Origin of the sequence: Chitinophaga sp. 22620 (assembly GCF_052044405.1) — a bacterium.
In the GTDB taxonomy this organism is placed as follows: Bacteria; Bacteroidota; Bacteroidia; order Chitinophagales; family Chitinophagaceae; genus Chitinophaga.
This window is the reverse complement of the sequence record NZ_JBQEMV010000004.1, coordinates 148,908-174,533: the sequence shown is the minus strand read 5'-3', so window position 1 is coordinate 174,533 and position 25,626 is coordinate 148,908. Positions and strand designations below refer to the sequence as shown.

General features: G+C 53.5%; 14 protein-coding genes. All 14 read right to left on the bottom strand.

Features of this window, described 5'->3' with window-relative positions; translation table 11 throughout:
* Positions 1-2: 2 nt before the first annotated feature.
* Positions 3-3,254, bottom strand: coding sequence for a SusC/RagA family TonB-linked outer membrane protein (locus ACTJIK_RS20125; protein WP_440649331.1), 3,252 nt, complete (start codon positions 3,252-3,254; stop codon positions 3-5).
* A gap of 234 nt (positions 3,255-3,488) precedes the next feature.
* Positions 3,489-4,631, bottom strand: coding sequence for a FecR family protein (locus ACTJIK_RS20120; protein ID WP_440649330.1), 1,143 nt, complete (start codon positions 4,629-4,631; stop codon positions 3,489-3,491).
* 67 nt (positions 4,632-4,698) lie between these two features.
* The gene (locus ACTJIK_RS20115) at positions 4,699-5,292 is read right to left on the bottom strand and encodes an RNA polymerase sigma factor (RefSeq protein ID WP_440649329.1); all 594 of its coding nucleotides are present in this window, start codon (positions 5,290-5,292) and stop codon (positions 4,699-4,701) included.
* Between the two features lie 159 nt (positions 5,293-5,451).
* The gene (locus ACTJIK_RS20110) at positions 5,452-7,668 is read right to left on the bottom strand and encodes an alpha-galactosidase (protein ID WP_440649328.1); all 2,217 of its coding nucleotides are present in this window, start codon (positions 7,666-7,668) and stop codon (positions 5,452-5,454) included.
* 50 nt (positions 7,669-7,718) lie between these two features.
* On the bottom strand, positions 7,719-9,731 hold the full coding sequence (locus tag ACTJIK_RS20105; protein WP_440649327.1) for a sialate O-acetylesterase: 2,013 nt from the start codon (positions 9,729-9,731) through the stop codon (positions 7,719-7,721).
* Positions 9,732-9,766: 35 nt separating this feature from the next.
* Positions 9,767-12,082 carry a glycoside hydrolase family 95 protein gene (locus ACTJIK_RS20100; protein ID WP_440649326.1) on the bottom strand — a complete coding sequence of 772 codons (2,316 nt, stop codon included), beginning with the start codon at positions 12,080-12,082 and terminating at the stop codon, positions 9,767-9,769.
* Between the two features lie 29 nt (positions 12,083-12,111).
* Positions 12,112-13,341, bottom strand: a complete 1,230-nt coding sequence (locus ACTJIK_RS20095; RefSeq protein ID WP_440649325.1) for a DUF4998 domain-containing protein — start codon at positions 13,339-13,341, stop codon at positions 12,112-12,114.
* A 17-nt stretch (positions 13,342-13,358) separates the two neighbouring features.
* A complete protein-coding gene (locus tag ACTJIK_RS20090; protein WP_440649324.1) occupies positions 13,359-14,618 on the bottom strand; it encodes a DUF4959 domain-containing protein in 1,260 nt (419 codons plus the stop codon).
* 30 nt (positions 14,619-14,648) lie between these two features.
* A complete protein-coding gene (locus tag ACTJIK_RS20085; RefSeq protein WP_440649323.1) occupies positions 14,649-16,562 on the bottom strand; it encodes a RagB/SusD family nutrient uptake outer membrane protein in 1,914 nt (637 codons plus the stop codon).
* A 10-nt stretch (positions 16,563-16,572) separates the two neighbouring features.
* Entirely contained in the window at positions 16,573-19,815 is a 3,243-nt protein-coding gene (locus ACTJIK_RS20080) for a SusC/RagA family TonB-linked outer membrane protein (protein ID WP_440649322.1), read from the bottom strand.
* A gap of 287 nt (positions 19,816-20,102) precedes the next feature.
* Positions 20,103-22,136 carry an alpha-galactosidase gene (locus tag ACTJIK_RS20075; protein ID WP_440649321.1) on the bottom strand — a complete coding sequence of 678 codons (2,034 nt, stop codon included), beginning with the start codon at positions 22,134-22,136 and terminating at the stop codon, positions 20,103-20,105.
* A gap of 34 nt (positions 22,137-22,170) precedes the next feature.
* Positions 22,171-23,775 carry a solute:sodium symporter family transporter gene (locus ACTJIK_RS20070; protein ID WP_440649320.1) on the bottom strand — a complete coding sequence of 535 codons (1,605 nt, stop codon included), beginning with the start codon at positions 23,773-23,775 and terminating at the stop codon, positions 22,171-22,173.
* 10 nt (positions 23,776-23,785) lie between these two features.
* Positions 23,786-24,802 (bottom strand): GntR family transcriptional regulator, encoded by a 1,017-nt coding sequence (locus tag ACTJIK_RS20065; protein ID WP_440649319.1) that lies wholly within the window; start codon positions 24,800-24,802, stop codon positions 23,786-23,788.
* A gap of 101 nt (positions 24,803-24,903) precedes the next feature.
* Positions 24,904-25,527, bottom strand: coding sequence for a class I SAM-dependent methyltransferase (locus ACTJIK_RS20060; RefSeq protein ID WP_440649318.1), 624 nt, complete (start codon positions 25,525-25,527; stop codon positions 24,904-24,906).
* Between the last annotated feature and the right edge of the window lie 99 nt (positions 25,528-25,626).

The window sequence follows — 25,626 nt, the reverse complement described above, 5'->3', positions numbered from 1 at the left end:
TTTTAAAGTGTAACATTAATCCCGGCCGTGATCACCCGGAGCGGGGGCATGGCTGTGCCCGTTTCCGGATCGTAAACATATTTCTGTTTGGAGGTCCACCAGAGGTTCTGGCCCTGCAGGTACACCCGCAGGTTGTCCGCTTTCAGGCGCCCTGCTAACTGCTTGGGGAACGCGTATGAAAGGTTCACATTTCTCAGGCGCAGCAGGGAAGCATTCCCGAATACGGCGTCGGAGCTGCCGTAAGCGGAATAGACACTGGAAACGCTGGTATATCTCGGCACAGCCGTAACATCACCCGGCTTCTGCCAGCGGTTCAGCCAGAACGTAGGCTGGTTGCCGGTGCTCAGCACGCCTGGTGCGGAAGTAGGGAGAATGTTGCCGTCCTGCACGGTATACTGGAAGAAAAAGCTGAGGTCGAAGTTTTTATAGGTGATAACGTTATTCAGCCCACCATAGGCCTTGGGCGCCGTATAACCGGCCACTGCCCTGTCGTTGTTAAAATTAGGCGTGAACGTGAGGCTGTCCTTCCCCGCATCCCGGTACATGGGTTTCCCCGTAGCGGGGTCTACGCCACGGTACTGATAACGCATGACGTAGCTCAGCTGCTGCCCGATGGCTTTGGCGTTATAAAAGAAGTAACTCTTGCTGGCGTCTACGACTTTCGTTCTCGGGATGGTTATATTAAATGAAGTGCTCCATTTGAAATCTTTCTTGCGGATATTGACCGTATTCAGTTCAAGTTCGAAACCGGTGTTCTGTATCAATGCATCGAAGTTGGCATTGTAAGAATTGAACCCGGCCTGCGAAGCCATGGTCAGGAAGCCCAGCTGGTTGGGCGTACGGTTCCTGTAATAATTCGCGGTCATTTGCACGGCATTCCTGAAAAAGCCCAGTTCCATGCCGAATTCCATCTTGTAAGTGGTTTGCCATTGCAGCGTTGGATTGTCTACCCTGCTGGGCACCAGTGCTGCCACGCCCTGGTATGCCGAGGCCGGGTTGTACAGGTTGCGGTACTGATAATCACCGATCTGATCGTTGCCCGTAACGCCATAGCTGGCCCTCAGTTTACCGAAAGAGAGCCATGAGAATGATTTAGCGAATTCTTCGTTGGAAAATATCCATCCGCCGCCAACAGACCAGAAGGTACCGAAGCGGTTGTTGGGGCCGAAGCGCGATGAACCGTCCCTTCTTACTACTGCATTGATCACGTATTTCGAATCCCAGTCGTAGTTTACCCGGCCAAACAACGAGTTATACCTGTACAATGTATAACCTATGCCGGGCGTGCCGTACGTGCCCGCGCCCGCAGGGGTTCCGAGTAAAGCCGGCGTGCTGTAGTTACCGGCGAAGATGGACAGTGATTCATTCAGGCTGTGCTGAAAGGTAGCGCCCAGCAAGGCAGAGAGCCGGCCCTTGGCAACGGTAGTGTTGTAGGTGATCTGCGGCTCGAATATATAGGATTTCTGGCCCAGCGCCTGGAAAGTAGCAGAGTCTGTTGCCGGCCCCACAAGGGGATTTTTAGACAAGGCGGGAAACTGGTTGTTCTGATCCAGTGATATGTTGTTATAACCAAAAGAAGTTTTCACGTCCAGCCCCGGCAGAATGGTATACCGCAATACCGTGTTGGCCATCAGGTTATTGGTTTTGCCGATGTATTTCACCAGCAGGAAAGATTCCGGGTTCGTGAAATTACCTGTCCAGGCCAGGGAACCATTTGTGTTATACAGCGGAAGGTTCGGCGGGAGGAGGTAGAGCGTGCTCATGTCCTGCCGCAGCAGATCGCTTTCCCCGTAAGAATAATTCACGGCAACGCTTGCATGGAATTTTTTGTTCAGCGAGGTATGCTCCGCATTCAGCCTGGTGGAGATGCGGTAGTCATTATAATCGCCGGGGAATACGGTGGTCTCTTTATGGTAACCGGCATTCAGCAGGAAACGGTTACGCTGGTCGCCGCCGGATACGGTGGCCTGGGCGTCTGTAGTGCTGGCGGTGCCGCCCAGGTATTTTTTCTGCCAGTCGGTATTCGTGTTCTGATCCCAGAGGAGCAGGTCGGGCGCGTTGGCGGCGGTGGGCGTAATGCCATCGTTGGCATAAGCTTCTTTGCGCATCTGCAGGTATTGCTCCGTATTCATCATGGGGATGAAATGGCCTACTTTCCCCGCGCCGCGGTATACGTTGATGTCCAGCTTGGTTTTACCGGCCTGGCCTTTTTTGGTGGTGATAAGCACTACGCCGTTGGCCCCGCGTGTACCGTAGATGGCGGTGGCGTCTGCATCCTTCAGGATGTCTATCCTTTCTATTTCGGCGGGATTGATGATGCTGAAGGGGCTGATGCCGCCGTTGGCAGCAAAGGATCCGCGGCCGTTGAGGTCGTTGGAAACGGGGACGATGCCATCTTGTATATTGAAGGGCACCCCGTCTATGATATATAAAGGCTGCGAACCCGCGCCGGTAGCGTCCAGCGTGTTGAGGCCACGCACCACGATGGTCACACGGGAGCCGGGAAGGCCGTTGGATTGGGTGACTAGTGCGCCCGCTACCCTGCCCTGCAGGGCGTTCAGCGGGTTGGCCACGGGTTGTTTGGCAATTTCATCCGCGGTAATAGAGCTGATGCTGCCCGTGTTCTTCGCCCTTGTAGTGGTGCCGTAGCCGATCACCACCGTCTCGTTCAGCCCGCTTACGCTCATCTTCAGCGCCACGTTGATCTCTTCCCTTCCGGAAATTTTGAAACGCTGCGTTTCAAATCCTATATAGGAAACGACCAGCTCCGCATTCTCCGGCACATTCCGGAGAATGTAAGTACCATCGGGTTCCGTATGTGTGCCGAAAGGCGTTCCGGGAACAACGATGGAAACTGCCGGCATCGGGTACCCCTTTTCATCGGTCACTTTTCCTTTGATGGTAATGTTGTCGCGCACCTGAGGTTCTTCAGCCGCAACGGGCACCGGCGAAGGGGCGGGCGCTTTCCAGGAAAGCACGATGGTTTTACCCTGGATCACATATTCCAGCGGCTGATCTTTGAGCAATGCATTGAGGAAGTCCTGCAACGGCATGTTCTCTGCTTTTACAGATACCGGTCCGGCTGCTTTGAAAAATTGTTCATTGGCAAAAACCACGTAGCCGGTCTGTTTTTCGACGGCGGAGAAAGCCTGCTTCAGGCTCGCTCCCCTGGCTGAATAAGAAACTTTCTGTGCTGTTCCGGAGGCATAGGAATGAACAAGTGCAACAGTCAATAAAAAAGCGGTCAGTCTCATGATCCTCACGATTTTGGTTAGGCGATGGCATCTGGCCGGGCTTCCCGGCCGCCAATGGCAGTTTTTTTGCATAAATTGCAAGAGATTTGGTTGTTAATTAAATGGTTTGTCAGACCGGTTTGATTCAATTGAGTCCTGCCGTCATGGGGCCAACCATGGCGGCTTCTTTTTAAAATTTAATGGTTGATCTTACATCATTCGAATTACTCATGTCTTATTATAGGTGATTAGTCTTTAAGGCAATATGATCAGCCTGCGCCCTTCGAGCCTGAAATGCACATTCGATTTTTGCAGCACCACCAGCAGGCCCGACAAGGGAATGTCCCTCGTCATTTTCCCCCAGAAAGTAATATCAGGCACGCCTTTTTCATATTCAACCTCTATATCGTACCATCTTTCCACCTGCCGCATAAACTGCTCCAGCGTTGCGCCTTCAAAATTGAAAATGCCGTTCTTCCAGGCCATCACTTTATCAATATCCACATCGTCCGCCACCTTTATGCCGTCCCGTATCTGCGCCTGCTGACCGGGTTTCAGCAGCGCGCCCCGTCCGCTGTTTATTACCCGCAAACTACCTTCCAGCAAAGTGGTATGAATAGCCTGCTCGTTTGTATAAGCATTTATATTAAAGTGCGTACCCAGCACTTCTACCTCAGTGGCATTATTCACCACTACGCGGAAAGGCCTGTCTTTGTTCTTCGCCACTTCAAAATAGGCCTCCCCTGTTACTTCCACCCTCCGCTCTTTCCCGGTGAATGCCGTGGGATACCGCAGGGAGCTGGCTGCGTTCAGCCATACTTTGGTATCGTCAGGCAGCGTTATCCTGAACTGCCGGCCGCGGGGCGTGACCATGGTATTAAAAGCCGTTCCCGCCGGTTCCCCGGTTTCATCATACACCACCTGACCGTTCTGCAACCGTACTTTCGCGCCGTTCTGCGTGGCAATAACGCCGTTGCCCAGGCTGTCCAGCTCCACCTGCGAGCCGTCCGCCAGCGTGAGCACCGCACCGGTTTTGCCCGGGGCGATATCTTTTGTACCGGCAGCCGCCACAGCAGGCTCCGGACTTTTTTCACGGACACTGAGCAGGTAAGCGCCCAGTCCCAGGGCAAGAACAGCCACAGCGGCCGCCCAGCCCCATCTTCTCATAAAATGGATGCGGTGTACGGGCACGGGCGGAATCTCCTCCCCCGCACTCACCTGTTCCATCAGGCGGGCATACACTTCCTCCTGCCAGCGGGCCAGCACAGGCTCGTCTGCGCTGAATTCGCCCGTAGCCTCCAGTTCCGCTTCCCAGGCCTCTACCAGCAGCTTTTCTTCAGCCGTGCAGTTGCCCTGGTTGTAGCGTTCAATCAGTTCCCTGGCTTTAATTGCGTCCATATAAATCAACGTGGTTCATTAAATAGTCGGGCGGGAATATCAAACCGGGTATTAAAAAGAAAAAAAATTACCCGGCCAGATCTGCAAGTGCCATGATAACGGCTACACCGGTGTATCCGAGGGTGTTTTTGATCAGCAGCAACGCCTGCTGCACCTGTTTCCTGGCCGTTTCAGGGGAAGTGCCCATTTTTTCTGCGATCTCGGCATAACTGAGGTGCTGCCCCCGCCTGAGCAGGTAAGCCTCCCGCATGCGGGCGGGCATTTTTGATACGGTAGCCTGGATGGCCTGCTGAACTTCTTTCAGTTCCAGCCGGAGTTGTGAAGACGGGGGAAGGGTATTAACAGCAGTATCGGTGAGCAGCGCCAGGTAATCGCGGCGGGTGATGTTTTTGGCGATATAATCCCGCACCTTGTAGCGCACGCTGCTGTGCAGGTAGGCGGCGAGAGAACCTTGTATATCCAGCTCTGCCCGGCGCTGCCATAATGAAAGGAACACATCCTGGAGCACGTCTGCCGCTTCTTCTTCTCCTCTCAGCATCCTGGCTGCCAGAGTAAACAGGTCTTTCCAGTAGCGGTCATACAACAGCCTGAAGGCGTCAGCATCCCCCTGCGCTATCCGCGAAAGCAGCTCCCTTTCCACATGTGTATGTTCGGTTGACAATAATTCTTTGATTTAGCAGCCGGTTGCAAACTATAATAAAAATGGCAGAAAACGATCATATTCGTCGTAATTGCGTGGTAGCTAAATGGTTTGACCTGTTACAAAAAATGAAGGCCGGAATTACTTCCAGCCTTTATTCTTCCCGGTCTACGGGCATATTTATCTTTTCTCCAGCTTCAGCACTACGCTCGTCCTCGCACCGGATATTTCCGGGTTGAAGCCCACCTGCATCAGGAATTCGCCGGAATACTGCCTGCTTTCATCGATAGCTGATTTTGTACCGGGATAAAGGCTGATCTCTTTCAGCCGGTAAAGCGCCGCGGGGTCCAGGCCCTTTAAGCGGATGGGGTTAGCACTGCCTTCGCCGTAGCGATTGCTGACGAGATAATTGAAAATAACGCCCTCCGAACGGTCTTTCGCAACATACGAAACGGAAGCCACCGCGCCCTTCCGCGGATCGGCCAGCCGGTATTGGTCGCCCCGCCATACAAGATGCCTGAATGAATTGTATTCACCGATGGCCTGCCGGCAGTAAGCCAGGTCTTTTTCTCCCAGCTCGCTCACCACGATATCGAATCCCAGCTTGCCCATCATGGCCACATCGGTCCTGAACTTTATGGGTTGCTTCCCCCAGTCCGTTACGTGGTTAGCTGTGGCAATGGCAGGGTAGAAATAGGAATATTCCCATTGGATGAAGATGCGTTCCAGCGGATCGGTATTGTCGCTGGGCCAGTATTCGGTGAAATATTTCAGCGCTTCATAATCCACACGGCCGCCGCCGCCTGAACAAAGCATCATGGGCACATCAGGATATTTGGTGCGGATGCGTTTCAGCACATTGTACAACCCGCGCATGTATTCGATGTAGAAATGGGACTGGTTGCCGCCGAGATAAGCGGAATGCGCGTTAAATATCACTGCGTTGCAGTCCCATTTAATATAGGCCAGGCCCGGGTTACGGGTGAAAAGATCATCCACCGTACTGTATACGAAATCCTGCACGGCGGGGTTACTGAGGTCCAGCACCAGCTGGTTGCGGAAATAATGCTCGTTGCGCGCAGGTTGCCTGATCACCCAGTCCGGGTGCTTTTCGTACAATTCGCTTTTCGGGTTCACCATTTCCGGTTCCACCCATATCCCGAACTTCACTTCATTTTTTTCAGCTTCCTTCACCAGGCTGGCGATCCCGTTGGGCAGCTTGCTTTTGTTTTCCTGCCAGTCGCCCAGGCCGGCCTTGTCGCTGTTGCGGGGATATTTGTTGGCAAACCATCCATCGTCCAGCAGGAAAAGGTCCACGCCGAGTTTTTTAGCATCGCGCAGGAGGCCTTTCAGCTTGTTTTCATTAAAATCGAAATAAGTGGCTTCCCAGTTGTTGAGCAGGCTGAGCCGGTTGCCTTTCCCGTCCAGGATGCGGTAGTTCCTGGCCCAGTCGTGCAGCTGGCGGCTGGCGTATCCTTTTCCTTTGTCAGAAAGGATGTACAAAAACGCGGGCGTTGCAAATTCTTCTCCAGGCTTGAGCGCATAAGGAGACGCATAATTATTGATGCCGGAGATCAGCCGGAGGTTATCCTGATAGTCGACCTCAATATCGGTCCTGAAATTGCCGCTGTATTCCAATGCGCCGTACAGCACCGTTCCTTCGTCTTCGGCGGCAGGTTTGTCCAGCGAGATCATAAACACGGAAGGCTGGAAAAGATTAGCCCTGGTACCCAGTTTTGAATCCAGCGTTTTGATGCCGTGCGTGATCTTCGATTCCTCGGGCTGCATTTCCCGCGCCCAATCGCCATGGTACTGGTTCAGCCAAAAGCCCTGCGCTTTCAGGTACAGGTTGGCGGAAGCGAATTTCTCCAGCACCACGTTCCCCTTTTCCCGGTGGCTGATCGCGGACCATTGTTCGATCACGTCCTGCCGGGGGTATACTTTGTAATGCAGCACCACTTCAAAATCATACACCGGGTCTTTCAGGGTTATTGAAAAAAGAGAGATGCTGTCGCCCAGCTGTTTGTGCTCATGCTTTACATATTGTAAGTCCAGCGAGCGGTTGCCATCGGCATGCACCACGGAGATGGCCGGTTCCAGCAGGTTGCGGGAGCCCGACGGCGTATATGCCGCATTCAGCAGCCCGGTATAATCCGTGGTCTGTTTATATACGGAAGGCGCCAGCTTATATTCCTGTCCATTCGCCAGCTTCCTGCCGAAATAGATGACCGACAGGTCTTTTCCTTTGCCGGCTTCCAGCACCAGCGCATTGTTCCGCGTTTCGATGGGGATGATGATATCCTGGGCATGCAGATTGGCGCCCGCGCCGAAAAACATCCATATGGCCCAGCAAACAGCTTGCCTGACCTTATACTTTCCTTTCCTCCTGCAATTCATACGTATTCTATTCTGTTGTAAAATATTGAGTGTATTCAAATTCCTTCCCATCATTGCTGCGGGCCCTTATACCGGTTGTTGACGGTGATACCCGGCCAGTTATCCGTTCTGAAAGGCCCTGCGGGCAAACCTTCTTTATTGCAGAGATTGGCGTTTCCTGCATCGTCCGCCCAGGCATACCTCACCGCCACAGGCTTTGCCACCTGGCTGCTCTGCACCGTCACCCCGTTGCCGGCGATGGTTGCTTCTGCGGGATAAAATTTCCTGTCCTCCCCTGCTACTTCAAAACCGCTCAGCACAGCCGATCCCGGGCGTATAGCCAGGCCCGTGCCCGTTGAAGAAAAACGGATGCGGATGCGGCCGCCTTCGGTTGCGGATGACTGGTACACCGGCCCTGAAGCGGTCACCGCTTTGCCGTAAGTATCGCGTAACGCCAGCGCTGCCAGCCGCTCACCCACGTCTTTTTTATTGCGGGGATGAATATCTTTTGCCTCGCCCACATCGATGGTAACGGCCATGCCTGTACGAGGCAGGCTCAAGGCAGCGGCCTGCGATTCGCGTATCTCGGCCCAGGCGCTGCCATTGTTGCTGTTGCCGTTATTCGCGTTGAAGCTGGTGAGCTGTACGAAATAGAAGGGCATTTCCCGGTTCCTGAAAAGATTTCGCCAGTCGTTGATAAGCAATGGCAGGGCGTACCTGTATTCATACGCGGTAGATGCATTGGCTTCTCCCTGGTACCATATCACGCCTTTTATGTTCAGTCCGCCGAAGGGATGCACCATGCCGTTGTACAGCACGGAAGGATAGTCGTTGGGTCCTATCCCCGTCCTGATCTGCAATACTTCCTGTATGCCATATGCCCAGTTGCCCGCCAGCGAATAATGATGACCGTTCACTGTCATGGACAATTCACTGCTGTCGCCCCATATGCCGCCGCCCCCGCCGGTATCCTCTACCTTTACGGCGATCACGTTTTTTCCTGCTTTCAGCTGGCCTGCGCCGATGGTATAATGACGGTCCACATTCCATCCCCTGCCCGTTCCCAGCGGCAAGCCGTTCAGGAAAGTCTGGTCGCTGTCGTCTATCTTTCCCAGCTGCATCGCAGCGGGCAAACCGGCGTCTTCATCGCGGATGAAAACTGTTTTCCTGAACCATACCACACCGTCCAGCCGCGATAAGGGTGGCTGTGTTTCCCATAAGCCGGGCAGGCGCATCTCCGGCCATTTGCCGTGATCATAGTCCGCCGATTTCCATGCGGCGCTGTCCGCAACATCCGGCATGTATTGTTGCAGCTGGCGGAGGTATTCATCTTCTTTCTGTTTCCTTGCCGCGGCCAGCTGCTCCATGCTCCGTTCGGGTATTGCCTGCATCAATGTTTTATAATGATCATCCTGCGCCAGCGCGGCATGACTGATCCATGATTCTATCTGCGTACCGCCCCAGGAGGAATGGATCAGGCCGATGGGCACATTCAGTTCCTGCTGAAGGCGGCGGCCGAAGAAATAGGCAACGGCGGAAAAAGATGGTATACTCGCGGGTGAGCAGCTTTTCCAGCTTGCTTCATCCGATTGCGGGGAAGGCAATGCAGCTACATTCCGGGGAACGGTATAAAGCCTTATCTGCGGGTGCAAAGCTTTACTGACCACTTCATCAGCACCCGGCACACCGCTCCAGCCTTTCACGGGAAACTCCATGTTCGACTGGCCGGAGCAGAACCAGATATCGCCCGTCAGCACACCGCGTAAAACGATCGTTTCTCTGCCCGCCACCGCGAGGTCATACGGCCCGCCGGCTTTCTCCGGGGCCAATGTCACCTGCCAGTTCCCGGTTCCGCCGGCGCGGGTTGTTTTTTTCTGGTGATGCAGCCTCACTGTGACCTGCTCCCCGGGGCTTGCCGTGCCCCAGATCCTAAGCGGAACGTTGCGCTGCAGCACCATACTGTCTCCGAATATCTCCGGCAGCCTGGGTTGCGCTTTTGCATTTGCCACAGAAAGCATGCAACACAGCCAAACAAATATTATCTGCTGAACGGGTTTCATCGCTGGTACTACTGTTAAATACATAGCTTTATTTTGAACGACCTTCTGCTGAGTTACTGTTACCTCCCGGTATTCACCGTTTTTAATTCCCCGTTCACTTTCAGCTTCACCTGTTTCCGCGTGGGCGATGAAATGTTGTAACGGGTCACCACACCGTCTTTCCATTCAAAATCAACGGTGCAGTTGCCTCTTGCCTTCAGCCCTTTCACTTTGCCCGCGGGTTTCCACAGATCGGGAATAGCAGGCAGGAGCTCTATATAACCGGCATGGCTTTGCAGGAACATTTCCATGATCGCCGCGGCGGCGCCGAAGTTGCCGTCTATCTGGAAAGGCGGGCCTGCAGAGAACAGGTTGGGATACACGCCGCCACCCGCGCCATAGTTGATGTCCGTACGGAGCGTGGGTTTCAGCAGTTCGCGCAGGAGCTTGAAGGCGCGGTTGCCATCGAGCAGCCTGGCCCAGAAGAGTTGTTTATAGGCAATGGCCCAGCTGGGACCATCGTCGCCTCTTATTTCCAAAGATTTTTTTGCAGCGGCCGCCAGTTCAGGCGTGCCGTTGGCCGTGATCAGGTTTGCAGGATACAGCCCGTACAAATGGGAAATATGCCGGTGCTGCGGATCGGTTTCTTTGTAATCTTCCAGCCATTCCTGGATACGCCCGCTGGCAGAGATGATACCCGCGGGAGGAAGCTGCCGCAGCTGCGCGCGCAGATCGTCCGCAAAGGTTTTATCCCGCTTCAGTTTCTCCGCGGCTTCGATCACGTTGGTGTACAGTTCACGGATGATCTGGTTGTCTATCGTTGCGCCCACGCAGATGCTGGCATGGTTGCCGTTCGGCAGCAGGAAAGAGTTTTCAGGGGAAGACGAAGGCGAGGTAACGAGCCATCCTGTTTTTTCATCTTTCACCAGGATGCTTTTATAAAATAACGCAGAACCTTTCAGGATCGGGTAGATGCTTTCCAGGTAAGCAACATCGTCTGTATACACATAATGTTCCCATAAATTGTTGCACAGCCAGCCCGAGCCGGATTTGGTAACGCCCCAGGATGCGCTTTCGCCGGGCTCTGTGAAACCCCATACGTTGGTGATCACATGCGCCACCCATCCTTCGGCATTGTAGTAGGCTTTGGCGGTTCTTTCGCCGGGCTTCACCAGCCCGCGTACCAGTTCGGTGAGCGGGAGGTTCAGTTCGGAAAGATTGGCCATTTCCACGGGCCAGTGGTTCATCTGAACGTTCACATCCAGGTGGTAGTCGCCATTCCAGGGCGTGCGCACCTGGTTGGCCCAAAGGCCCTGCAGGTTCGGCGGCAGAAGCCCCACCCTGGTGCTGCTGATGCTCAGGTACCTGCCAAATTGCAGGAAGAGCACGGGCAGGGACCTGTCTTCTTCCGGGTGTTTATAATAGGCCGCCAGCCTTTTATCAGTGGTCAGACTTTCCGCCGGGCCGCTCCCGATGTCTACGGCAACGCGGCCGAATAGCCGGCTGAAATTGCGGAGGTGCAGCTGCTGCTGCACGGCATATTTTTTTTGCAGGGCGGCATTCATATTTTTTTCTACAAGCTCCTTGTAATCCGGGCGGCGGAAATCCGTAGCCGTGGAAATAAAGATCAGCGCTTCATCCGCGCCTTCCACCACCAGCTCATTTCCTTTTACGAGCTGTTTCCCGCCAGTATTCACGATCCTCACGCGGGTGAGGTATTGCATGCCTTTGCCGTCTGTGCCGTTATCGAGCTGGCCGGCCAGCGCCAATACCTGCCCGTCGATGGAAGCGGTTCCTTTTTCCGGGCGGCTGATACCGGCGGAAAAACTGATCTTCCCTTTTGCGCTGGCGCTAAGCCTTATCACGTCCACATCGTCGCCGAAGCTGGTGAAATATTCGCGGCGGTATTGCACACCGTTGATGCTGAAGGCGGTATGGGCAATGGCGCTGTCCAGCGAAAGCCAGCGGCGGTAATTTTCGTAAAGAGCGGCAGCGCCATCGTAACGGTAAGTCAGCGACAGGTCCGCGAGCATCTGGAAACATCCCCATTGCGGGCCTCCGGAGCCCGGGCCCAGGCACACAAAGTTTTTATCGATCAGCTTTTGCGCTTCATCGTTCTTTCCTTCGGACAGTAGTCTCCTTATTTCCGGGAGCTGCCGGTACGCCTCGTAGTTATTGGCATCCTGCGGGCTGCCGGACCAGAGCGTGATATCGTTCAACACCACTTTTTCCTTCTCCACGCCTCCATCGGGCGTCATACCCAGGCGGCCGTTCCCCAGCGGCAGCGTTGCTTCCCACTGCATGGCGGGCTGGTCGAACCAGAGCTGCAGGGGGCGCTGCTGTGCGGACAGTGTGAAGGAGCATAAAAGCAGGCAAATGCCGATCGTTACTTTCATTTGTATATCCTTTGTTTATTCAGTTCTGTTTATTTTTTATATCCCGGCGTCAGCTCGCTCAGGTTGCTGGAAGCGCTTTCGCCGCTGGCCACTCTTTTCACCCTTACCCGGATGTAGCGGATGCGGGGTGTTTCGGCAGAGAAATTCACTGTGTACGGGCCTTTCCCGTCATCAGACCGGCTCACTTCTTTCAGGAGGATCCAGCCTTTGGCCAGCGCATCATCTTTCCAGCCTGCATCGTTGCCCGGCACGGAAGTGGCTGCATTGGTAATATCGGCAATCCCCCATATTTCGTATTCTACCGGGTTATGGCAGCAATCGCGGCCGGTCACTTCCATCGTTCTCAGGCTGTCGTACGCTTTTCCCATATCGAAAGTAAAATGATGGGGCAAGGGACTGCTGCCGTCCGAATGGAAAATATTCGGGTAGCCCTGCGGCCCCACCGAACCGTCCCAGAGTTTTGAAACGCTTGTCTGCCCTTCATACGGCTGCACGTCATACGGCAGGCTCACTTCCCGGAAGAGAGACTTATCGCACTTCACGATCCCAAATTCTATCACCGGGAAAGTATCAACGAGGCTTGCTGAAAACGTGTCCAGCGCCATGCGGTCCGGTGTGTAGTACGACTGGTAAGCCACTTTGGTGCCGTATTTGAAATCGTTCAGCGTAATGGAATTCTGGTCAGGAGGCAGCGGCACTTGTTTTTGTTCACCAGCTGTATTAACGTAACGAATATACGTAATTGTGTTCGTTGAATCCGGCGCCAGGAAATTGAGCGTGATCTCGTTGCCGTTATCGTTCAGCAGCTTGTAGGGATCCGTGAGATTGACCGGCCGGTTCATCAGGCTGTTCCTGTATGTACCGCCATACACCCTTGCATTTTGTATCTCTATGGGGATGGAGCGGTTGCCGTTCTTGTCGAATGAATGGACGAAAAATGAATAGGTGTATTCCTGCAGGCCGTTGATGACCGTAAAGACCGTATCGGAAGGGTTATGCGTTGAAGCAGCCACTTCCGTGGAATCCGCATAATTGTTCCAGTATATCCGGTACTTCGTAACGGAAGGATCGGGGCTGGGCTTCCAGCCGATGCCGAGGCGGAGATTGCCGGCCCTGGTGAAGGTTTGCGTGATGGCGCCCGGGTATTTGAGCTCCTGTCCGTTGAGGAAGTCTTTGAAATCATCCGGCTTCTGCGTGCAGGATGCCAGCAGGCAAACCAGGCCAGTGATCCAAAGAAGGGATGAATTTTTTATACACATATACGCTCTTTTATGGATTACCTGGGGTCGCCCCAGAATGTCAGTTCAGCTACGTTAAAAAAGTTATTGGTCAGCGATGCATTTTCCAGGCACTGGAAGCGGATGTATCTCACTTTCGGCAGCTCAAGCGAAAAGCCGAAGCTGAAGCCGGCGTTCCAGGTATCGAGGTCTGCATTGGTGTATTGCGGGTTAGGCAGGCCAGATGGTTTTGCCGGAAGGCGGAAAGTACCGAGGTTGATCCACCCGTTGGCCGATATTTCTCCCACACCAGGCGCGCCGGGGCCACTGGGCAATGTTTCATCCACCGGATCCGATGCGCGGCCCCACAGCGTCCAGGTGAGCGGCGCGCCGGCCTGCCAGAGCCAGTTGCCGCTTCCGTCTATTCCGCGGTTCCAGATCGTATACCGGCTTAGCTTAGCCGCCTGCCCCATGTCGAACGTGATCACGGCCGGCCATACCAGCGGCTGGATAGGCTGCTCGGTATGATAACCCGGCGAGCCGGTATTGCCGTTCCACAGGTTTTGTATCTCCCAGCCAAAACCCGTACGGACGTCGGATGGCAGCACATAGCCGTTGAATTTTGATTTATCCATCTGCACTTCATAGATCGGTTTCACCGTCGTGAAGAGCGTGTCTGATATATTTCCCCACTGGTCCGTAATATATATGCCGAACTGTTTGGGAATGGTGTCGTAACCTCGCAGGCTATACGAAATCGTATCGCGGTTGGTATAGTTCTGGTTGATGATCTCCAGCTGGTTGGTGCGCGGGTCGCGGCTGATCGTGATGATGCCCAGGTTGGCCTTTGAACGGTTCAGCACGTTGATGTTGATCCCGCCGAAATCCGCTTTCGTTCCGATGGTGGGAAAAGCTTCCAGGTAGGCCGGGGTGCCGGGATGCACGGTCACTTCCACCGGGTCGGACATTACGTTGGCGCGGCTTACTGTATGCAGCGTCACTTTATAATCCTGGCTCTTTTCAAAACCGCCCACATGGATCGTATCGGAATAAAACGACGACTTGGTCTGCCGGCTCGCGCTGCCATTGATCATATAGCTGGCCTGCACATACAGCACGTTTTCGGAAGCCGGCAAATCGTAGGTAATGATGGCGGAACCGGCTTCGTTCTTCACCTGCACATTGGTGACAGACCCCGGCTTCGTTTTATCGGCAGACACGACGTCTTTGTAATCGGCCACCTTGCTGCAGGAAAATATCGCCGCCGCTATCAGTACCGGCAGCAGGCGCCACAACATTCTTTTATTTCGGTTTGTCATAATCATATTTTGAACGATTCGCGAAGAGGTTTACCAGTATGGAGTTTGAACCAGGTTGGGATTGGTGATCAGGTCGTATTCCTGGATCGGGAATAAATAATCCTTCAACCCGAACGCGGGCTGGTATACGGTGCTCAGCTGGTAATAACCGGCAACCGTCCTGTTGAACACGCTCCATCCCTGGAAGGGGGTAGACAGTACGAATTGCAGCTCTTTCCAGCGGCGGAGGTCCCAGCCGGCCTGGCCTTCGAATGCCAGCTCGATCCTTCTTTCCTGGTGGATGATCTGCCGCAAGCCTTCTTTGGTGGAGGGTTTGGAGGGATTGCGGGAGTATTGCGACCAGGAAGCCAGTACACCCGGCAGGCCTGCTCTTTGCCTTACCTTATCGATCCAGGAATACACTTCCGCACCCGGGCCATTCACTTCATTGAGGCATTCCGCGTACAGCAGCCACAGGCCCGAAAGCCGGATGAAGGTCCAGGGATAGGTCTGCCATACGGTGTTCTGGCCGGGCACAGACTGGTAATGCACCAGTTTCTTAGGCCAATAGCCGGTAGCGTTGTACCGCGTACGGTCCGGCGGGGAAGCGTAGCCGTTCACGGCATTCACGAAATTGGGATTGTTGTCGTTCGTATTGCCTGAGCCGAACCAGGTGGCGCCGTCGAAGGATACGCTGGAATAATAACGCGGCTCGCGGTTGAAGTTACCCTTCACGGTCGTATAATCCTGTTTGATATAATAACGGTGCGCTTCATCCCCGGCCTGCAACTGGTAACGGTTCACGTAATCCCAGGTTTTGTCTTCATTGATCGGCACGCCGTTCTTTGAATAGAATATTTCAGATTGTGAAACAGGCACAGAGAAATTCGAATAAACGGCGAACACATTGGCAGCGGCCTCGGCGGTAACCCTTGGCATGGACATATACTGCCATCCGTAGTGCGGGTTGAGCGTCCACACCTGCTCAGGGTTCCAGCCGTCCACGAAAGCGCCCTGCAAGGTGAGCAGCTGCCGGGTTTGATCGGACATGCTCACGATATTACCCTGTATCCTCAGCTCGTAAGGCTTGGCGCCGGCCGCCACAGCCGCATCGATGGCCGCTTTACAGGCATCGGCCGCGCGTTGCCATTTTGAAGGGTTTGCCGTTGCGGGAAATAAACTTTGTCCTTCCTTACCTTTAAACGACGCATAATCGGGATTGCCGTTAAAAAGCGGGCTGGCCTGCGTGGCGAGCACTTCGGCCTTTACCGCGAGCGCAATCGTGGCCGTAACGCGCCCCGCTTCAGCAGCCGCATTCTGGATAGCGGGCGGCAGGTCAACGATCGCCTCGTCCAGCGTTTTCACCACGTAATTGAAGCAGGAGTCCAGCGTTTGCTGTTTCTGCCGCACTTCCTCCGAACTGGCGTTGATGGGAATGGCTTTATCCGCAATGGGAATAGGGCCGTACATCCTGAGCAGCCAGTAATGGTAATAAGCCTTCAGGAATTTTGCTTCAGCCGCCCATCTTCTCCTGTCGTAGGGTTGCACGTCCAGCGGCAGGTGGATGTTGTCCAGGAAAATATTACACATGCGGATGGATTCCCAGAGCTTGAGGCCCATGTTATACCCGTCCCAGTAATTATGCAGCGGATTAAGACTGTTCTGCAGCCCGCGCATGAGGTTGAAGCCGCCGTCGCCGCCCTGGCCGCCAAGCGTGGTCTGGTCCTGCATGTTGATAGGGAACAGCACTTCGCCGGAAGCGGTAAAGCCTGCGTTCCTTCTTACGTCCGACAAGCTCTGCAGGTTGGAATAACAGCCGAAGAGGTAAGCCTGCGCTTCGTTGGCGTTGCCGAACGAGCTGGCCAGCGTGGCCACATTGTCGGGCGTCACATCAAGGTATTGTTTGCATCCGGGCAAAGCCGCCAGGGTACAAACAGCCAGGAATATTCTGATCAATATTTTCATATCCTCTTTTTTAGAATTCGAATTTTAAGCCGAGGTTATATACTTTCTGTATCGGGTATGCAAAGCCGTTGCCGGCCAGTTCCGGATCCCAGAGTTTGAATTTGCTGAATGTAAACAGGTTCAGCCCGCTGAAATAAATGCGCATGCTGTTCATATGGATCGGCCTGCTCCATTTTTTGGGAAGCGTGTAACCGCCTTCCACGGACTTGAGGCGCAGGAAGCTGCCGTCGCGCAGCCACCAGGTGCTGGTTTGCTGGTTGTTGGGAATTTCGTATGTGGACAACCTGGGCCAGAGTGCATACAGGTTCTGATTTTCTTCAGACCAATGGTCGTTCGCATACGCTTCCAGTATCTGTGCGTCCTTGGCGAATGGCGCCGTGCCGAATACGCCGTCGTCGAAGTTTGTAGTGGCAGTGGGATTGATAAAGAACGAGGACCTGGCCGAACCCTGGAAGAATGCGCTGAGGTCAAAATTCTTATACCCGACAGAGAAGCCGAAACCATAAATGATCTGCGGTGTGGAAGGCAGGCCGATGGGCACCTGGTCGTCCTGGTCTATCACGCCGTCCTGGTTCACGTCGCGGTATTTAATATCGCCGCCCATGGGCAGGTAATCGCCGAATACCTGTCGGGGTGAATTGAGGGCTTCTTTATCGTCCACGAAAAGCCTTTCCGCGATATACCCGAAGGGCTGGCTGATCATCCTGCCGGTGCGGAAGCTCCATGGGTTGGGATATTCAGGCTCTTCAAGATGGATCACCTTGTTGCGCGTAAGGGTAAGGTTGCCCAGCGCCGAAGCCCACAGGCCCGAATTGAAGTCCTTCCGGTAGTTGAGGTTCAGATCGATCCCTTCAGAAAGGGCTTTACCCAGGTTGGAGCGGAGATTTCCGAGGGCGGAATTTTCTATCCCAACGGTAACAGGAATGTACCCACGCTGTATGAGTATGTTGTACCTGTTCTCGCGGTACACCTCCGCGGTTACATTCAGGTTGTCGAAGAACGTGATCTCCGCCGCCAGGTTCGTTTTGCGGGAAGTTTCCCAGGTTACGTCGGGATTGGGATAAGCGTAGATCACCGTTCCTTTCATGGTCACCGAATTATTGGTGCCGAAATAAGCGCTGCCGCCGGAATTGGGCGCTACGTTAGACAAATAGAAGAAACGCTGCGTTCTGGGATCGCCGATGGCGTCGTTGCCCACCAGGCCAATGCTGCCGCGCAGCTTGAGCCGCGTGATCACATTTTTTATCCAGCCGCTCCAGAAATCTTCGCTGGATACCACCCAGCCCGCGCCGATCGTGGGAAAGAAACCAAAACGGTGCGCCGGCGCAAATTTTTCCGAGCCGTTGTAGCCGAAATTGAATTCCGCGAAATACCTGCTGGCAAAGGAATAGCTTGCCCTGCCTGAAACGCCGAGGTTTCGGTTGGGCAGCGACGCCTGGAGATTGCCCGCATTGCCGTTCAGCGTCTGCTGGCGTGTGCCGATAAGGGATGCGCCGATGGTATGCCTGCCGAGCGCGCGGCTGTAATCGATCCTTCCCAGCATGTACAAATAAGTGTTCAGGTATTTGGGCCCTTCGTTGTACCCGAGGTATTCCCTTGCAGCGCCGGGCTGCGGGTTGAGCCAGCGGAGCTTATAATCGCCGCTCTGCTCGTCATAGCTCTGTACGTCGTAATAAAAAGGAAGGTAGTTGCGGCTTACATCAAAATACGAATAGCGGTTGGTGCTGAACAGGCCGAAGAACGTTAAACCAGGCGTAATGAACTTCAGGTTCTGGTTCAGCTCAAACTGTGCGGACATCCGCGATTCGGAAAAACTTTTATACCCGTACATCAGCGAAGCATAGGGGTTCGACTGGAGATTGCCGGTCTGGTTGATCGCATTGCCAAAAAGGATGTGCTGGGTATTGCGGTTGGCGCTGTCCGGTTCAAAAAAAGCCGGGAAGGCAACCGGATTGGAATGCAGCGCCTGCGAATAGAGGTCCGTGGCAAAACCGCCGCCCTGGTTGCTGATGGGGCCGGTATATTCATTGAAATTACCCCAGAGGCGCACACCCACTTCCGTGGTGGAAGTGGCTTTAATGCTGGTGTTGGCCCTCAGCTGGTAGTTTTCAAAACGCATGCCTGAGTTGAAGTTGTTGACGGGGTTCACCTGCAGGATGCCATTGTCTCTCGAATAAGATCCCGCCACATAATATTTTGCAAGATCGTTGCCGCCGCTCACGCTGAAATTCGCGCGGGAGGTACTGGTGCGCTCCTTGAATATCTCGTCTATCCAGTCTGTCGCGGGATAGATATAAGGATAAAGCCCGCCTTCCCCGTTCAGTGTTTTTTGTGTGCCGATGATCTTGTTCGGGCTGTAGAAAGGCGTGGCCAGCGGATCCCTGGTGGTCAGCGCTTCGTTGTATGTGCGCATATAAGTAATAGGGTCTGCGAGCTTAATGCTTTTGGTAGGGGAAGAGATGGCGGATTCAACCCTCAGCTCCACTTTGGCTTTGCCCGCTTTACCTTCCTTGGTGGTAACGAGTATCACGCCGTTGGCGCCCCTGGCGCCGTATAACGCGGCGGCGCTGGCGTCTTTCAGGATGGAGAAGCTCGCGATGTCATCTACCTGCAACCTGGCCAGGTCGCTGGCGGTCAGCTCGATGTTGTCCACCAGAATAAGCGGGCTGTTGCTGTAACCGAGCGTGGTAACGCCGCGGATAAAAAAAGAAGAATTGTCCAGCCCCGGCTGCCCTCCCCTTTGAAATGAAATAACGCCCGCGACCCTTCCCGCCAGTGCGTTGGTGAGGTTGCTGGCGGGTATCTTCAGTTCCCCCGGTTGTATGGAAGTAACAGAGCCTACCACCGCTTCACGCCTTTCACGACGGCCGAATGCGGTGATCACTACTGCGCCCACGGTGTCTACCGCCATGGACAGGTAAACCGTTACCGGCCGGCCTTTCTGCACCACCAGTTCCCTGGACTGGTAACCGACACAGGAAAATTCAAGAACGGCCTGGTTGCCGGAAACATCCAGCGCAAAGCCGCCCGACCGGTCTGTGCTGGTTCCCTGCCTGGTTCCTTTAATGACCACCGATGCACGGTCTATCGGGAGCCGCGTCAGGCTGTCTACCACATGGCCGCTGATGGAGCCGGCGTTTTGCGCGGAAGAATCCGGTGAAAAGATAAGCAGGGAAATAAGCAGGAGCAGCACTGCCGGCATGCGGCAACGCAAACACTCCCGGCTGCTGAAGCAAGAAGATCTGATGTTCATATTCTGGCGATTGTAAATTGATTGGCACCTGACTATGCTAAAGCCTCTAATACATAGTGGTTGAATCTATTGGCTGATACATAACGTGTATAACATAACGTGCTGACGCATAACGTGATTAGAGCAATTTTTCATTGCCATAGGCATTGTACTGTAACGTAGCGCATTGTGCTGTACTATACTATACTATATCGCTAAGTTATTACAATATTCCGATCTTCCAAAAAAATTGGTGGTTAAACACAAAGAAGTTTTCAAGTAAGCTTTGCCGTGGAATAAAGCGGCGGTTATTTTTCGCGTGAGATCTCGAAGATGCATGCGTCCGCGGGCGGCACGGAGAGCTGCTTTTGCCCGTTCAGCAAACGGGTGTCACCGGAAAAGAGCTCTTTTATTTTCCAGCGGATATTCTTCCCGTTGCCCAGTAATTTAGCAGGGATGGTCATGGATTGTTCCGTGGTGCTATAATTGAATAAGGCGATGTAAAGCCTGCCGCCGTCCTGCCGGTAAAGCTGCTCCACTCCCCTGTTGCCGGTGTTGGCCAGCAGGGGACGAAAACTTTTCCCTTTGGCGGCCAGTGCCAACAGATCGCGGTTCTGCAAAAGTTTCCTGGCGGTCCAGGTCCATTTGCCGGGGGTGGAAAAATCGTCGCCGGTAATGATGGAACCTGTTACCACCGCGGCTGCCAGCCTGGCCCTGTTCACGCCGTCGCTTTCGCTGGCAAACACGATATGGTCGGCGTCCACATAATCGTACAGGTACGACTGCCACCATCCGTAGCCGGTGCTGTTCATGGTATACTCGGTATTATCCAGGCTGCTGAATGCATCGCAGGCAATGCGGCGTACATGCACATAGCGGGCGGTGGCCAGGTTGGGGGAGATAGCCGCGTACACCAGCATTTTGTTGCCCAGCACGCTGTCCAGGAAATGCATACCTTTTTTGAATGCCTGCATACCGGTGGTAACGGCGGGGTCGGAGAAACGGTCTGATTCCTGCGCGCCATGGCCGAGGAAGTCTATTTTGATCATTTCAAAACCCAGTGATCTCATGCGGTTGATAGTATGAACGATCCTTTGCTGTGTGGCCGGGTGGGTGGGATCCATTGCCCTTCCGCCGTCTATATCCAGCATGCGGCCGTTTTGCGTGGTCCATGTTTCTTTGTAGGAGTAACCGGCAGCGCCTTCTACCTTGCGGTCGGATTTTCCCCAGTCTGCAAAAGGCGTCCAGTATATACCGGGCTTTAATCCTTTCTGTTTGCAATGGGCCACAAATTCGCTGAGCTTGCTCACATCGCCGTCTATGCCGCCGGGCGTCATGTTATCCCAGAATGCATCGAGGTCTATGAACAGCGTATGGTCCGCCGTCCTGAAGCCTTTGAGGCTGTCGGCGAAAAAGTCCACCACTTTCATTGCCTGGTCGAACCGGATCTTTTCGCGCAGCACGCCCCAGCTGTTCCAGCCCATCGGCGTGGAGCCTTTCCAGTCGGCGATAGACCGGGGATGCAGCTGCCTGTTCTCTTTCGCAAATATTTCCATTCCTTCCCGCCAGTCCGCAAAAAAACCGATCATCATCTTCGGGGAAGAAATCCAGCCATCAACGGGCAGCACTTTGCCGTGCGCTACCACATCATGCGTGATGGTACTGTCCGTGAAACCCGCCAGCAGCGCAACGCCTGCCGTTCTGCCGGTTTCGTTCCCTTTCAGCAAAAATCCCGTTTTCCAGCTGTCCTGCTCCAGCGAACCCATTACCAGGCCTGCATTATCTTTCACATTATACACCGCGCCCACCTCGCTTCCTTTAAAAGTGGCCCCGGCAAAAGGCATGGCATTATACCTCGCCCACATGTCGTTGTCGAAAGGCACGTACAGCGCCCGGTTGTCGCCCGGCCTGTTCCACAACAGGCTGTCTGTGGCCAGCGGCGTCATGGAAGCAGCAGCAGCCGTATGTTGTAACCGCAATTGGGTAATAAAACTGTTATTGCCGCGCAAAATATAGAACAGCTGCTGCAACGATGTGTCGCCTTCGAAAGAAATAGTATACAACCTGGCCTTGCCGAGGCTGGTATGCACATCGCTCACCTTATAAGCTGCCTTCCCCGCTTTCCGGCTGTCGCCGGGCCTTGCCGCCTGGTAAGCGGCATAGGCTTCTTTGATCATTATTTTCCCGTTCCAGGTAATATTGTACTGCCCCCTGTCCAGGTCATACACGATCCTGCTTTTATTCCCCAGGGGAATGACCAGTTCTGCCTGCTGCGCTATGGCAGGTGCGGCGCACAATAAACAAAATGAAAATATCATGGCGGTCAGGTTCCTGTAGCACATAGCAGTTGTATTATAAAGATGATCCAAATATAGTCTATTGTTTCCCCGCGATCCCCGCCGGGGAAAAAAGAATGAACATTCCTACCATGATCATCAGCAGTAATCCATAGTACAGGTAGCGGCTCTTCCAGGGCACAATATTCACCGCGGCCTCGCGGGGAAGCGTATATACCTCTTCCATTGGCTTCAGCCGGCCGATCAGCAGCATCATGGCCGAAACGACCACGAATAATATGGCCAGTACGTGCAGGTAATGCAGCCCGGTATCGAACAGGAATTGCGTAGCGGTATACACGGCCACAAAAAATATGATCCCGGCCTTGGCGGCCAGGGGCGGCACTTTTTTGGTCAGCAGCCCCACCACCATGATCGTGAAAACAGGTACGCTGAAGAAGCTGCTCACCTTTTGCAGGTAATTGTAAAAACCGCCGTCGAAATACATGATGTACGGGGAAAAAAAGATCGCCGCGATGGTAACGCCCGTTTGCAGGACCTTCCCGCTGCGCAGCAGCCGGCGTTCGCTGGCGGGTTCGCCGTTCCGCTCCAGCCAGGGTTTGTACAGGTTCATGATAAATAATGTGCCGGTGCTGTTGAGCCCTGCATTGAATGTGCTGAGCGCTCCGCCGAAAACCACCGCAGCCACCAGGCCGATGAACACCGGCGGCAGGATGTCGCTCACCAGGCGCGGGAAAGCCGTGGCCGTGTTTTCCAGGCTGGGATACAGGTGCACGGCTATCAGCCCGGGCACATTCAGCAACAGCGGAGCGAACAGTTTTCCCACGCAGGCAAGGGCAATGCCCTTTTGGCTTTCTTTCAGGTTTTTGGAGGCCAGCGCTTCCTGCACGATATACTGCTCCATACCCCAGTAATAGATATTAATGAGCAGCATACCGGTAAAGATCGTTCCGAACGGCAGCACATCGCCCGGCCCGCCGATCGCATCCAGGTGCTCCCGGTGAGACAGGGTAAGGGTTTCAACGCCGCGCCAGATGTCGCCGCCGCCCAGGTAACGGAATCCGTAATACACGATCATCGCCCCTCCTATCAGCATACCAATGCCCTGCACCACGTCCGTGATCGTTATGGCACGAAGCCCGCCGAGCACGTTGTACAGCAGGCCTATCGTGCCTACCACGAGCACGATAATGCGGATGGCGGAAAAATAGCTGATGCCCAGCCATTGATCGATGTGGAAGATGCCGTTGACCGCTACCGCGCAGCCATATAAAACAGTCGGGATCAGATTGACGAAATAACCCAGGAGAAAAACAATGGAAACGATCCGTTGCGTTTGCGCGTCGAAGCGCTTGGCCAGGAAGTCCGGCGTGGTAACCGCGCCTATGCGCAGGTACATCGGCATCAGGAACTCCGCCACTACCAGCATGGCCAGCACAGAGCTCATGCCCCATGCCATTACCGACATGTTGGTGGTGTATACGAATTCGTTCTCCCCGATGAACTGGTTGGCGCTCATGTTCGTCAGGAACATGGAGCTGCCGATCATCCAGAAGCCCAGGCTGCGGTTGCCCAGGTAAAAGCTGACGGGCGTTTGCTGCGTTTTTTTGCGCGTGGCATAGAACGAAACAGCGGCAGCCGCCACCGTTACGAAAAGGAAGCTCAGAAGTATAGTAGGACTCATAAAAAAGCAATCATAATGACCCCCTGCGCAGGAGAATGGTCGGTATTACTTCCTGTATTTTTTCACGCTTCAGCACAAACTCAGCGGCCTTCTCGGCCATTTTTGAAAAATCCGTGGAATAGGTGGTGATGCCGTCAAAAATGATCTCTTTCACCACTTCGTCGTTATGCGAAAGGATGCCCACATCCTTCCCCAGCCTGAAACCCTTTGCCTTCGCGTCTTTCAGCATCTGCCAAAGCTCCGCATTGTTGATGGTAAAATAAACATATCCTTTTTCGATGGAGCCGGGAATATATTCGGTGCGGATCAGGCTTTTGATCTTAAAATCTTTCACGAACTTTTTATAAGCCTCAATGATCTCGATCGGCGTATCAGAAGCGGGCCGGTGATAATGGATCATCCCGCGGAATTTACGTATCGCGGGCGCCAGCTGTGAGAAAGCGGCGTAAGAGGATTTCCCGAACTCCTGCACTACATAGGAAAAATCGCCCTCCATCGCCTGGTAGCGGTCTATCATCAGGAATTTGTTCAGGGGCAGCGTAGCCAGTATGCCGGCCGTGCGCTTATGCGGGATGGGCGCCACCACGTACATGCCGTAGCGGCCGCGGACGTTGGCAATGATGCTTTCCAGTACGTCTATATTGTTATGATGGAAATAGATATCGATCGTGGCAGGTGTGCCAAGGCTGTCGCGGAAGGTTTTGAAGAACACCTCCTGGAAACTGTCGAACGCAAAAATGACCAGCGCGATCCGCAGGTTGTTCTCCGTATTTTCCGTCGATACATAAAAACCGATCCGGTTCTTCGATTCCACGATGCCGCGGCTGACCAGTTCTTTGTAACCCTTTGCAATGGTTTCCCGCGCAAAGCCCAGCTCTTTGATCAGGTTATTGACCGAAGGGAGCATATCCCCGCGCTGGATCAGCTTATCGTTGATGGCATTGATAATACCCTGTACCAGCTGCTCGTGTTTGGACAATCCCTGGATGTTTTCCAGCTCCCTGATCTGTTCGTATATATCCTGCATTGCAAATAATTGGTTAACAGCTGTTTATAGCTATACTATTCTATCCTACAATGTAAATATATTCAACAGTTTTGAAAAATCAAATTATAACGCGACGGGAGTTACCGCCCTTTTTTGCATTTGATCAAGTAGAACGGATAATTCTCTGTGACTTCCGTGATCTCAAATAACCCTGCGTTACCGAACTCAGCATGGATCGATTCTTTATCGTAGAAAAACATTCTAACACCGCCGAACATTTCATAACGGTCTTTACTGATCAATTCACCCTGCCCGTAAGTATGCGCATCTTTCGAAATGACCGTAAAAACCATGTAGCCATTTTCAGCAAGCTGATCATAGCAGTCGCGGATCAGTTTCGCCCTTTCGCTTTCGTCCAGCAGATGTATCAGCGCATAACAAAATACACCGTCGTATTTGTTGTTATCAAAAGGCATATCTGTTACGGATCCATGATGTATGACCATCGCTGTGCCGTAATGTTTCCTCGCCATTTCAATCGCAGTTTTTGAAATCTCAATGCCTGTTACAGCCATTCCGTTGTCTATGAAGATCTGCGCATTCCGCCCATAACCAATACCAGGAACCAAAATGTTTTTTACGGATTCCCGGACAAAAAGATCCTTCGTCAATACGGCTGATCTAGATGGCTCGAAGCCCCACATCTCGTGTTTTTCGTTGAAGGCTGATTCCCAGAACTCCGGTTTACCGGTTTCATTTGACATGTTTAGTTTTATGATGAAGTTACATTATCTACGGCTGTTCATGTTAGCACGTACTATATTATTTTTTTGCCGCCACGCAACCTTTATTAATATGCTGCC